Origin of the sequence: Methanobacterium sp. BRmetb2, from assembly GCA_003491285.1 — an archaeon.
Classification (GTDB): Archaea; Methanobacteriota; Methanobacteria; order Methanobacteriales; family Methanobacteriaceae; genus UBA117.
In genome coordinates this window covers 1,796,379-1,808,835 of the sequence record CP022705.1, presented here as the reverse complement: position 1 = coordinate 1,808,835, position 12,457 = coordinate 1,796,379, and the positions used below count along the sequence as shown (strand labels likewise).

Here is a 12,457-nt window from a genome sequence, read left to right as displayed (position 1 = left end):
AATTTTAATATTACTTTAATTGGTATATTTAAGTATTTTTATAAAATATATTAATAATGTTAAGATTAACTCACATTAAACTACTATTAACTGTTTAATTAACTCATAAAATATATAAACCACCAATATACATATTCAACATAAAGGGGGGTGTTATTTTGAGTGAAAATGTTGAAAATGATAAAGGAACTCTACCATCTGCTGACGAAAAAAGAAAAACATGGATAAAGCGAAGCAGTATTATTGTAGCTATATGGGGAATTTTAAGTCTATTATTTTCCAGTCCTGAAATTGGAATAATTTTTATTATCTTTGCAGTAGTAATTCAGTTAACTAAAAATTTAATTGCCACATATGCTGTTGGAATATTACTGTGGCTAATAGGAATAGTAGAACTATTTAATATAACCGGACCGCTGGGAATTAAAGTAAGCTCAGCTGAAGGACCGGAACTTATTTTAATTGCCATTATAAACTTTTTAATTGGAGCACTGTTCATATATAAATCATGTAAATTAAAGAAGTAGGTTAAAAAATAATTAAAATAATTTACTTTTTAAAAACCATATCAAGGCATTTATTATAACATTATTTTTTTAATCTTTAAATACTGAGGTGAAAATTCCAGTTGCGCTTATAACCGCAATAGCAACTAGTGCTATTCTAAGGCTTAGAATTAACCCGGGATAATTGGATGGTGCTATTTGCACATTTCCCAAAATGGCAGAGATTACTAATGTTACTATGCCCATTCCAAATATCTGACCTATGGATCTTGAATTACTTAATGTGGCGCTTGCAATTCCATAATATTTTTTGTCCACCGCACCAAGAACGACTTTGGTATTAGAAGCATAAAATAAACCTATACCTGCTCCAAAAATAATAAGAGAAATTGCCCCCACATATAGGGCATTTTGGAAGTTAATTAGAGTCATAAGAGCCACACCAATAGTTGTTAACACCATCCCTGCGGTTGATACGCTTCCAGGATTGATTTTGTCTGATAATCTTCCGGCAAAGGGAGATACAATAACCATCATAATGGATTGAACAGAAACAATCAGACCAGCTGTAAGAGGACCATAACCCTTTAAATATTGAAGGTAGAGGGTTAGAATAAACGCTACAGATACAAAGGCGGCGTAATTTAGGAATGCAGTGATGTTTCCAAAGGTAAAACTTTTACTGTTAAATAAATCTAAATTAATCAAAGGATAATCAACCTTCTTTTCCACCAAATAAAACAGTGCCAGCCCTATTATCCCTGCAATTAGTAGAAATAGAATGTAATTGCTTGTGGGATTTGACAAAGCATAAATTATGGATATAAGGGATATGCCCAGGATAAATGATCCTAAAATATCTAATTTTTCACCCTTTGCATCTATCCAATCATATTTAAACCTTGTGATAGCATAAGCTGCTATTATCCCTATTATGGTATCTAAATAGAATAATGTTCTCCATCCTACAATTTCAGTGATAGCTCCTCCAAGTATTGGCCCAAAAATTAACCCTACGAAAACGCCCATGGATGTTAATCCGAAAGCTTTACCTCTTTCACTTTCTTTAAATGCTGATGAAATCATGGCATTTAAATTAGCAAATATCATGGCATTTCCTATAGCTTGAATAATCCTGAAAAAAAGGAACATTTCCCCTGAAATAGAGAATGCTGATACAAATGAGCTTAGTGTGAAAATGATTAATCCATATTGAAAGATACGTTTTCGCCCATAGATATCTCCAATTCGACCAAATGGAATGTAAAGTATGGCGTTAACCAGTAAATATATTGTTGATATCCAGGTTAAAAATACAGCTGATAAACCAAATTCAACTGCTAGAGCAGGTAATGCCAGATTAATAGATGATCTAACAAATGGCGTAAGAAAGGATACTAAAATTCCCACTATTAACAGATCTTTTTTTAAATCTATATTATCCATTGATTAAAGCACCCCCTCAAATTAGAACTATATTGAATTATTTTGATGTTTTTCTTTTTATGTTTTTCCAATTGCATTTACCCACTTGGATTGTGAGCGGTTTTAAAACCAATTATGAACAGATTAACCAAACATGAAGAACAATTATCAATGTGAAGAATTTTCCTTAAAAATAATGGGTTTTAGAAAAAATCAAATTATAACTAAATTATGATCCAAAATACAATACATGATCCAAAAAAGATTATATATAACACATGATCCAAAATACAATACATGATCCAAAAAAGATTATATATAACACATGATCCAAAATACAATACAAGTTTGAAATACATTATTTCTAAATAAAATATCCTTGAGGTGAATCCATGGAAGATCTGGCATGGGGAACAGACGCAGAATTAACAGATCAACAATTTTATAATCGAGAAGATGATATTAACCTGCTTAAAACTCTTTTAGAAACAACATCTAAAGGATCTCCCCCTACACTGATGATTATTGGGATTAGAGGAGTAGGAAAAACCGTTTTAATTAAAAAAATAAAAAGAGAACTTGAAAATGATTACTTAACAAATTATATTGACCTATCTGCAACTACGGGATATCAAAGAGGTCAATTAACTGAAATGGGAATAATTGAACATTTTTATACTGGCTGGATAGAAGCCTGTGAAAATAAGAAATTCTCCACCACATCACAGAAAATATCAAAATTTTTTAAAACAAAAAATTTCAGCTTAAGAGAAATCACTGACGCAGGAGGGATACCAGTTCCTATTCCCAAGTCAGAAGATGATTATAAAAAACTTTCAAAATTTGTTCTGGATTTACCTCAAATAATCTACGAAGAACACCCTAATGACATAAAAGGATCCATTATGATAATTGACGAATTTCAGGCCCTTAATGATCTGGGTGAAAAATTAGACGCATTTTTATGGTTTCTTAGAAGTGTTATTCAAAATCAAAAAAATGTAGCTTATGTATTTGCAGGATCAATAACTTCCAGAGATTCCATAATAGAAAAAATAGCAGGCCATGACGGTGCATTTGGAGGTAGAATGCTGAATATAGAAATATCTCCTTTCACCAAAGAAACTGTATATAATTATCTGAAAGAGAAATTGCCTTCCCTAAATTTAGATGACAGTGGATTTGAAAGATTCTATAAATGTACTAAAGGAATACCATTTTACGTGAATACCTTTGCTAAATTACTCCAAAAGAATGTGTCTTTAACTGAAGATAAAGTAAATGAAGAATTTAAAAGGACATTGCCTTATATTGCTGTTCATTTAATAAATCAATGGAGCAGGTTGACCCTCAAAGAACAAAATATAATAACCATTCTTATAGATAAGCCCCTAAAAAGAAATGAAATAGCCAAACAATTAGAAGTAACGCCAGGTTCATTAAGTAAACCTCTAAACAAAATACAGAAGTTAAGATTAATAGAATCAGAAAAGGGCGTTTATAATATTTCCGAACATATATTAAAGGCCTGGCTCAAAAGTGAATTTGAAGAAAAGGGAGTTTTTCCCTATAGAAGTATCTAAAATTATTTGAATAATAAAAAGAAAATTAATAGTCCTGTAATTAAATTTATTTAAATATAACTCCAGATTTCCAGAAAAAATCTTTATTATTTTACAGCAGCCAATTTCAGTGGCAATAGTCACAATACCAATATTATTAGAACTAAAAGTATCAACCTGAACTTATTCTTTATTCTGGATATTCAAACCAAAAATAGATTTTAAGAAAATAATGTTTGATTTATAATTAAAAAAGAAAAAAAGAGGTATAAAAAATATTTTTTTACTTTATGTGAAATAGTTAATGATTAACTTAAATTTAATAAAAAGATGAAAAGATGAAATTAGTAAATATTACTTTTCATTTTTAGAAAATAATGGTTATTCTATTACTTCAGCAAAGGCAAAATTTCTTCTTGTAGAGTTAACTCTAATTTTAACTTCATCGCCAACTTTAGCACCGGAAACAAATACAACAAAACCTTCTATACGGGCTATTCCATCACCGTCTCTACCGGTATCTTCAATCTTAACATCATATTCTCCTCCTTCTTTAATAGGAGCATTTTTATCTTTACTGTAACTATCTTCGAACAAATTTATCACTTCCATTTTTTTGCCTAATAGGCAATTAACTATTGATCTTAAAAGCCTATAAAGTAGTGTAATAGTGATTTTAATTTTATTACTATTATTCTTTTAAATTAGATTTTTTAACTGTCTTAAAAAACTTAAAATCATATGTAGGATGTTTTGATGTATTTATTTTCTACTTGTTGTTTGCATATTATTAATTAGGGAGTTACAATAGGTATGTCTATTTTAAATATCACCAGTGTACCCTGCAGTTGATGGATTGTATTTTTATCTCCCTGGATTTTCAAAGCCATTAAAATTAAGCCAATTCCCTCAGGTTGTTTTAGAGATAGATAATATGCAACTACTAAAAAAATTTTTAATTAAATCTACTATTAATACTCATTTATGAACTGGCTTTTCTTCATGAGGCTCCAAAAGAGAACATACAATACCTAATCCGAAAATACAATACGTGATCCAATCTACAATATCTTAATGTATAATCCAATCTTCAATACATATTTCAAAATACAAACAACAGCCATACATGATAATTGGAGAAACATTAATCTTTTTCTAGGGTGATAACTTAGTATCGCTTTGCAAGATTAATTTTTATCTTAAAAATTATTTTTATTTTCAAAAGCCTGAAGTGCCTCATCTACATTTTTATATAAGTTATATTCCCCCAAAACATCCATAAATCCAGACTGCTCAAATTGTTTCATTAAATTGGGAAGAACTGTGGTCATTGCAAAAACGATGTTTAATTCATCTAGTTTAGTTTTTAATTCTTTTAACATCTGCACAGAAGTATAATCGATACCGCTGAACCCCCCAGCATCGATAACAAACCATTCTACTGGATATTCTGATGTTTTGACCAGTTTCATTACTTCTTTCATGAGTTTGTATGCATTGGCATAGTACAGATCTCGGTTGAAACGGTAAACTATCAAACCTTTTTTGGTAAATTCACCTGGGCGGACAGGGGTAAAATTCCATTCATTTCGTTCATTAAGGGTTAATATGCTATTATTTGGTCGATAGGAGTGACTGAGATGTAAAAGTATTGATATTACGATTGCAACTATAATACCCCATAAAACACCCCCCACCACCACAGTTAAAAGAGTGATGAAAGCAAGATAAAATTCTGAGGGTACCTGCCGGTAAATTTTTTTTAATCCAGATATATCCACCATTTCCATTCCAATTAAAAAAACTATACTGGCCAGAGTGGCGTTAGGCAGTAAAGAAAGAGGTTTGGTAAATAGAATAACCACCACCAGGACGGCTGCTGCAGTTACCAGTGTGGCCAGTTGGCTCTGAGCACCTGAATCCAGGGCAATTTGGGTCTTGGTTGGACTCCCATTAACCACAAAGGTACTATTTAATCCTGCTGCCAGATTAGCTAATCCCAAACCCAGAATATCTTTATTTTCATCCAGTTCCTCCGAGTATTTCAAACTGTATGCCCTGGATGTAGCTGCACTCTGAGCTATTATAACCGTGAAACAAGCTACTGTAGCAGTAAATAAAGTATAAAAATCTAATGCATTAAAATTAGGAAGATTAAAAGCAGGAATATTGCTGGGAACCATGCCCAGTAATGAAATTCCTGTTCCTGAAAAATCAAATAATAAACTGGCCAAAATAGTGCCTACCACTGCAATCAATGCACCAGGTATTTTGGAAGAGATACGACGGGTTATTAGAATAACTGCCAATACAACAACTGATATAATTAAAGTGTAAATATGGATTGCCCCTAAATTAAAGGCGAAATTTATAATTTGGGGAATAGTATTTATCCCTACCGACTTAATACCAAACATTCCCCCTAATTGACTTATGGCTACCTGAATCCCCACTCCAGAGAGGAATCCCACCAATGCTGTACGGGACAGGAAATCTCCTATAAAACCCAGGTTTAAAATACGGGCCGTTATTAAAAATACAGCACATAAAATAGCAACTAAAGAAGCAATAGCCACATATTGGGGACTTCCCGGAACAGCCACTGTCACTAACACCCCAAACAATATAGCTGCCGTTGCCGAGTCTGCCCCTACAATAAGGTGACGGGAAGAACAAAAAACAGCAAATACTGCCATTGGCAATATTATGGTATATATACCACTAATTATAGGCATTCCCGCAATTTTAGAGTATCCCATTACCTCCGGAATAAATATGGCTGCCATGATTATACCGGCAATGATTTCCGCTCTAAATCGGGAGGGATCTAATGGTAGTAAACCCTCAAAAAATACTCCTTTTATGCGATTTTTCAGCTTATTCATGTGGTACCACCAGCCACCATAAAATCAATTCCCCTTCTATATTACATTATAGACTATATTTAATAAATAATAATCCAAATTAAATCAAAAATTTCATAAAATTAGTTGTTTTTAGTTATATTTAGAAGATATCGTAGTGACTGTAGAAACTGTACACTTTATAACTGTATTTAGTGACAATAACATGGCAAAAATAAAATTAAATTACCATATTTAAATCTTGATTCAACTATTAAATAATTTAGGAATAAGTAATAAAAAGTAAATTATTCACTTAAAAGAGTATAATATGACCCACTGTAACAGGATGTACAGTACGACTTACCACCATTTAAATGATGTTTACCATCCATAACCACTTCACCACATTCAGCACAGGTGGCCATTTCCCGTGGTTTTCCAGGTAAATCATTTTCGTCAATTTTAACTGAAACCCTCTGAATCTTAAAAAGTTCTTCAGCTGGTGTTTTATCAATCCTTTTAATTAGCTCTTCAATTGTTTCTTCATCTACTTTTGATTTCTTTTCATTCTTTTTATTTGCATCAATATCTATGACACGGATTGCATCTCCAGTTTCTATATTAACAAAGGAGGCAGCGAATTTACCATAACCCATGGTTTTAAGTGATTTTTTTCCAACAGATGTTTTAGTTACTGACATAACCGCATCAGAAATACATCGATCAATTTCAGTGAATACTATCAATCTTTTATCTTTCTTGCCCGGTTCCATGCCCATAGTTTCCATGCCGTATATTGCTAATTTGGTTCCCATAACAATCCCGCCACAAATTTCTCCGTGAAAATTACCAGCTTTTTTTAATAAATCCATATAATTACTCATTTTATCACCGCTCCTCCCATCATATTATCAATCATATTAATCTTTAAAATACCCAAGTTTAAGCTATTAAATTGTTTATAAACTGCATATTCTGTGCTCTGTTAAATACTATAATTATGTTATAATCTTTTTTTATAAAGATTTCAAAGGAACGCAAATTTTTCTTAGTTCAAGTTCCATTATCTTTACCTGGATTCCGTAGACCATTTCCATGGCTTCCTCAGTTATAATCTCTTCTGGTGTACCTGTACCTATGAATCTGCAGTCTTTCATAAGGGCTACTTTATTGGAAGATATAAATGCATGGTCTGGGAAATGGGAGGTCATTATAACTGAAAGACCGTCTAAAGCTAATTTTTTTATAATATCCATGGTTTTAAGCTGATTGCCAAAATCAAGATGAGATGTAGGTTCATCAAGTATCAAAATACGTGGTTCCTGGGCTAGAACTCTGGCAAAAAATACTAATTGTTGTTCACCCCCACTTAAAGAGGTGTATGGTTTATCTTTTAAATTATATATCCCCATCTTTTTTAAGGCCTTTTCAACCTTTTCATAATCTTCACGGCCGGGAGATTCCAGAAACTCAAGATGAGGAGCCCGACCCATGAGCACCACATCAAATACTGAAAATGCAAATGTTGAAACATGGCCCTGAGGAATATAACCAATATTTCGGGCTATTCCTCTCTGGTCTATATCTTTAATATTTTTACCACTGATAAAAACCTGGCCTTCTTTTAGTTCCAGTAATTTGTTTAAACACTTTATTAATGTGGTTTTACCACAACCATTAGGGCCAAGTATGCAAAGAACATCCCCCTCATCCACAGTTAAATTAATGTCCTGAAATATATTTTCACTACCATTATAAGAAAAAGTGGCATTTTCTATGGATAATATACTCAAATAAGCACCTCCTTAACTACGTATTTTTTAAAAATTCCTTTAATCATGTGACACTTTAAATAATGATTTCTTAGTGATAAAAGTGGTGTCATGTCCAATCCCCGTATCCTTTCCTTAGAAGGTATAGGAAAAATGGTGCTCCTATCAGTGCAGTTAAAATACCCAGGGGAACTTCTGTAACCAGCATTGTCCTGGAGATATTGTCTATAAACAATAGGAATGATGCTCCTAAACATATTGTAGCTGGTAGAAGATTTCTATGGTCCGGACCTACAAGTATCCGGCTGATGTGTGGTATAACCAACCCCACCCATCCAATTATTCCACTGATGGAAACAGCTGCAGCTGTAATCAGAGTACAGCAGACAATTATTATAAATCTTAATTTCCCAGTTTCTATTCCCAGTGATTTTGATTCCTCATCGCCCATAGCTAGAATATTTAATTTCCATCTTAGTATGAAAAGTAGAGCTATTCCAATGATAATAGGAACAGATGCTACTAAAACTTCATGGTTATCTACAGTTGATATGCTTCCCATTAACCAGTATACAATTTGGGGTAATTTCTCATAAGGGTCTGCCATATATTTACATAAGGATATCATAGCTGTAAAAAGTGCTCCAATGGCCATACCACTTAATACCATCACCAAAATTTCTGAAACCCTGATGGACCGGGCAATTAGGTAAGTTACGGTAACTGCTATAAGTCCCCATATAAAAGCCGAAAGCTGGGTGAAAAATGGAATGCCCAACAACAGTATGGCAATAGCTGCCCCAAATCCTGCCCCTGAAGAAACACCCAGTATATCTGGAGACACCAGTGGGTTTTTAAATGTACCCTGGAAAGCAGCCCCAGCTATAGACAAAGCTGCCCCTACAAGAACAGCCGCCAGAATACGTGGCAGTCGTATATCCCAGACAATAGTTGCTGCTGTAGGAGAAACATGTATGTTTGGGAAAATCTTAGCAAATATGGTTATAATAACTTCAACCGGAGTCAAAGGATATCTTCCTACAAGAAAAGAAGTAAAAAACAGAACTATTGGTAGTGCAATTAATATTATACTCACTGACCAGTTTCTAGTCTTTTCATCAGTAACTAATTTCTCTTTTAAAGTTTGTATCCTTGTTGACATGATCATTGCATCCTAAACCATCTATTGACTTATTTAATGATTAATACCCATTTTAAATCTTTGATTAGTTGTTAAACGATTATTTTAGCCTTTTAATATGTTTTATACTTGCATTCCAGATTCTTTCAGAATTTCAGTTATCTGACCATCACTCAAATCATAATGATAAAATTCAGAGTAGAATTCCTTAACATAACCATTTAGGTCCATATTCTGGAATTTATCTGGATAAAGGGTTTTAGCGACCCATGGAATTCCTATTATTATATTTGCTCCTGTTGGTCTATCAAACCATTTAAATGGAGATTGTGGAGAAAGATAAACCCTTTTATTTTTAACTGCACTTACTTCCTTCCAGTTAGGACTATTGTAGACGCTTTTGAAGAATGTTGAATCAGTAGTTATAATTACCTCAGGATTCCACTTCAGAACCTGTTCCATGGATACTTCTGTCTGGCCTACTCTCCCTTGAATCTGCACATCAGCTACATTTTTTCCTCCGCAGAAATCAATTAACTGGGCATGCACTGAGCCGGAAGGATCCGTATTAAGACCATCAACACCTTCTGCATAATAAACCGTTACCCTCTCGCTTTCAGGTATAGTTGATACCACACTGCTAACTTCATTTTGCACTTTTTCATTAAAATTAACCAACTTACTGGCTTTATCTTCTGATTGCAGTATTTTTCCCAGAAATTCAATGGATGGATTAAAAGTGGTGAAGTTACTGGTATCAGTTACACCTACCACTGGTATTGAACCGAATTTTTGCTGTCTTTCATTTAAAGTGGCTATTGTTGATGCGTGCTGGGATGTGGAATTTGAAGGAGTGATACTCTCAAATATCAGGTCTGGTTCCATCGCTATAAACTGTTCATAGCTACCTGATTGTGATCCATACCATCCACCTACCGAGGGAAGGCCTTTATATTCATCAGGTATAAATCTCTGTTCTTCACCGGTGACTTCATAATTAAAAGCCAGTAATTTCTCAGGGGCCAGCATATATATCATAACTGTGGTTGGGGGTGAAGTGGATAACACCTTAAAAACTGGTGAAGGGACCGTTAAAGTTCGGTTGGCCATGTCTGTAATGTTGGCACTGCCACTGCCGGTAAGAGATCCATTTTCTGATATATAATAACCTAAACCAGAAATCACTATCAAAGAAATTGCTGCAATTAAAACAAAGTAATTTTTATTCATAGTTATCACTCATATGTACTGTTAATCAAATTTCTATTCATTTTTCCACCAGATAAGAATCCAATCCGGTTTTTCATAAGGATTTTCAAGGGTTCCATCTTCCTGGACAATCAATGTTTTTTCCAGATGTTTTCTCAGGATCTGCTCTTCCTCCTGATTCAAGTCACCAATTTTCCATTTGTATCTGTCAATAGCTTCTTCAAAGTCGCAATAAGTGTTAATTGTCTCACATTCCAATTTTTCTACATTGGCAGTGATGCCCATTTGATACAGCAAGTTATATACATATATATAACTTGGATACTTCGGAGGCTTCCGATTCAAAAGATTACATGCCAGTTCCTCATATTTTCTACCCTCAGGACCCCATAAAGTGATGTAAACATATTTACCAATTTTATTAATTTCTCTTAGAATATTTTTAATATCAGCTATGCCATTTAATGACCGGGAGGCAACTACAATATCATGTTTTTCAAAATCATCAACAGAAATATCCTGTAAATCTGTTTTTATATACTTTAAATTATCTAATTTTTCTCTAACAGCCCTTTCCTTTAAAAGTTTAAGCATTCCGCTTGATAAATCGACACAGGTCACTTTAGAAACTTTTTTTGCAAGGGGTATGCTTATTGTGCCTTCTCCACAGCCAATATCTAAAATTGAATATTCTGGACTTGTTTTTATTTTACTTAACAATTTTCCAGGATAGTCATCTTTTTCCATCCATCCTCTGAATTTTTCAGCGATATTATCCCATTTTTTATCTTTTGTAGTGGATGGAAGGCTTTTTAAATCTTTTTTCCAGTAATAAGACCAATCCACATCTTTTAGAGGATCTTCAAGAGGATCATCACTTTTTTTAATCATGATACCATCTCATTTATTTTGAAATTTGATTTTAAATTCTTATTTATAGATAAACCCATTTAAACCAGTTATTTAGGAAAAAAATTAATTTAACATGTGTAATAATATTTATTTCATGTTGAACATTTTATTTAACCATAATAAGTTTTCCTGTGTCTGGATCTTTGTAAACAGTTCCCATTTCCTGGTATCCTTCACCTGAACCAGATTCTGTAGCAGGAGTATCATTGATAACTTCACCTGTGGTTACAGAAACTGTATTTTGAGTTGATCCTGAAGATTGTGCCACTATAGCCGGATTGGTATTCAATGCCATTATAGCAAATATTAAAAACCCTACTGCTAAAACCAGCATGGAATCTGTTAAATTAACAATTCCTGCACTAGGATCCTCATCATCTCCATCTAAAAATTTTCTTTTCTTGTTTGACATTTATTTAAAGCCTCCAGTGTTGCTTCTACTATTGCCTCTAAAATAGATAGATCATCTGCATACCACTTTTTTCTATATTTAGATATGATAAAACCAATTGAACCTGCTGCTAATCCAGTTACAGTCGTATCAAAAGCTATGGTTAATGATTGTGCCAGCGCATTTATGTCCCCCGACCCTAAAGCAGCTAAACCTGGGCCTAATGGAATCAATGTTCCCATTAACCCCATAGTTGGACCTAATCTAATTATTATATCGGTTTTTTGAGTTATATTGGCAAATTCAAGTTCTTTTTCTTCAATTAATTTTGTAGACAGTGCTTTTCTAGCATGGGAACCAATATCATGATTGGAAATGATCTTTAGCAGCACCTTTTTATCACCGGCTAATAATTGGCTATTTTCAACTTTTTCCCTCATTTCTTCAGGACTGGACGATTTGGAAATAGCCCTTATAAGTTCTTCTGTTTTATCCACATCAAATTTAGTTCTTGAAAATTTTTCAGTTATAAATCCTCCTAAACTCAAAACCGCAAATATTATGAATGCTAAAAGGACAATTATAACGGGTATAAGTAAACTCGCAGAAATTAAATGCATTAAACTGCTTAATATTTCACTTCCAAAAAGTATCATAGGTAATCTCCTTTAAAATTGTGTTATTCTATTTAAT

12 protein-coding genes are annotated in these 12,457 nt (G+C 33.2%); 2 read left to right on the top strand and 10 right to left on the bottom strand.

The features are described 5' to 3' along the window. The first annotated feature begins 158 nt into the window (after nucleotides 1–158). Complete coding sequence (locus tag CIT01_09065) at nucleotides 159–527, top strand: hypothetical protein (protein ID AXV38338.1); 369 nt, start codon at nucleotides 159–161, stop codon at nucleotides 525–527. A gap of 69 nt (nucleotides 528–596) precedes the next feature. On the opposite strand, the gene CIT01_09060 is transcribed toward CIT01_09065, so the two are convergent. Next, the gene (locus tag CIT01_09060) at nucleotides 597–1,952 is read right to left on the bottom strand and encodes a hypothetical protein (protein ID AXV38337.1); all 1,356 of its coding nucleotides are present in this window, start codon (nucleotides 1,950–1,952) and stop codon (nucleotides 597–599) included. A 371-nt stretch (nucleotides 1,953–2,323) separates the two neighbouring features. Between CIT01_09060 and CIT01_09055 the strand changes: the two genes are divergently transcribed. Continuing rightward, nucleotides 2,324–3,514, top strand: a complete 1,191-nt coding sequence (locus tag CIT01_09055; protein AXV38336.1) for an ATPase — start codon at nucleotides 2,324–2,326, stop codon at nucleotides 3,512–3,514. Between the two features lie 360 nt (nucleotides 3,515–3,874). Here CIT01_09055 and CIT01_09050 read toward each other — a convergent pair whose 3' ends face one another. From CIT01_09050 to CIT01_09010, 9 genes are all read right to left on the bottom strand, one after another. Then, on the bottom strand, nucleotides 3,875–4,090 hold the full coding sequence (locus CIT01_09050) for a deoxyribonuclease (GenBank protein ID AXV38335.1): 216 nt from the start codon (nucleotides 4,088–4,090) through the stop codon (nucleotides 3,875–3,877). A 602-nt stretch (nucleotides 4,091–4,692) separates the two neighbouring features. Beyond that, nucleotides 4,693–6,378: a hypothetical protein gene (locus CIT01_09045; protein ID AXV38334.1), complete on the bottom strand. Its 1,686-nt coding sequence runs from the start codon at nucleotides 6,376–6,378 to the stop codon at nucleotides 4,693–4,695. Between the two features lie 266 nt (nucleotides 6,379–6,644). After that, nucleotides 6,645–7,211, bottom strand: a complete 567-nt coding sequence (locus CIT01_09040; protein AXV38778.1) for a formylmethanofuran dehydrogenase — start codon at nucleotides 7,209–7,211, stop codon at nucleotides 6,645–6,647. A gap of 144 nt (nucleotides 7,212–7,355) precedes the next feature. After that, nucleotides 7,356–8,132: an iron ABC transporter ATP-binding protein gene (locus CIT01_09035; protein AXV38333.1), complete on the bottom strand. Its 777-nt coding sequence runs from the start codon at nucleotides 8,130–8,132 to the stop codon at nucleotides 7,356–7,358. 88 nt (nucleotides 8,133–8,220) lie between these two features. Further along, complete coding sequence (locus CIT01_09030) at nucleotides 8,221–9,273, bottom strand: ABC transporter permease (protein ID AXV38332.1); 1,053 nt, start codon at nucleotides 9,271–9,273, stop codon at nucleotides 8,221–8,223. Between the two features lie 102 nt (nucleotides 9,274–9,375). Continuing rightward, a complete protein-coding gene (locus CIT01_09025) occupies nucleotides 9,376–10,482 on the bottom strand; it encodes an iron ABC transporter substrate-binding protein (protein ID AXV38331.1) in 1,107 nt (368 codons plus the stop codon). A 33-nt stretch (nucleotides 10,483–10,515) separates the two neighbouring features. Next, nucleotides 10,516–11,352: a hypothetical protein gene (locus tag CIT01_09020; GenBank protein ID AXV38330.1), complete on the bottom strand. Its 837-nt coding sequence runs from the start codon at nucleotides 11,350–11,352 to the stop codon at nucleotides 10,516–10,518. A gap of 127 nt (nucleotides 11,353–11,479) precedes the next feature. After that, on the bottom strand, nucleotides 11,480–11,785 hold the full coding sequence (locus CIT01_09015; GenBank protein ID AXV38329.1) for a hypothetical protein: 306 nt from the start codon (nucleotides 11,783–11,785) through the stop codon (nucleotides 11,480–11,482). Continuing rightward, on the bottom strand, nucleotides 11,758–12,420 hold the full coding sequence (locus CIT01_09010; GenBank protein ID AXV38328.1) for a flagellar motor protein MotA: 663 nt from the start codon (nucleotides 12,418–12,420) through the stop codon (nucleotides 11,758–11,760). Before CIT01_09010 ends, CIT01_09015 begins: the two co-directional genes overlap by 28 nt. Nucleotides 12,421–12,457 lie beyond the last annotated feature (37 nt).

Excerpts from the sequence above, each read along its gene's own strand:
- CIT01_09060 (AXV38337.1), bottom strand. The coding sequence starts at position 1,952 with ATGGATAATATAGATTTAAAAAAAGATCTGTTAATAGTGGGAATTTTA.
- CIT01_09055 (AXV38336.1), top strand. The coding sequence starts at position 2,324 with ATGGAAGATCTGGCATGGGGAACAGACGCAGAATTAACAGATCAACAA.
- CIT01_09045 (AXV38334.1), bottom strand. The coding sequence starts at position 6,378 with ATGAATAAGCTGAAAAATCGCATAAAAGGAGTATTTTTTGAGGGTTTA.
- CIT01_09040 (AXV38778.1), bottom strand. The coding sequence starts at position 7,211 with ATGGATTTATTAAAAAAAGCTGGTAATTTTCACGGAGAAATTTGTGGC.
- CIT01_09030 (AXV38332.1), bottom strand. The coding sequence starts at position 9,273 with ATGTCAACAAGGATACAAACTTTAAAAGAGAAATTAGTTACTGATGAA.
- CIT01_09025 (AXV38331.1), bottom strand. The coding sequence starts at position 10,482 with ATGAATAAAAATTACTTTGTTTTAATTGCAGCAATTTCTTTGATAGTG.
- CIT01_09020 (AXV38330.1), bottom strand. The coding sequence starts at position 11,352 with ATGATTAAAAAAAGTGATGATCCTCTTGAAGATCCTCTAAAAGATGTG.
- CIT01_09015 (AXV38329.1), bottom strand. The coding sequence starts at position 11,785 with ATGTCAAACAAGAAAAGAAAATTTTTAGATGGAGATGATGAGGATCCT.
- CIT01_09010 (AXV38328.1), bottom strand. The coding sequence starts at position 12,420 with ATGATACTTTTTGGAAGTGAAATATTAAGCAGTTTAATGCATTTAATT.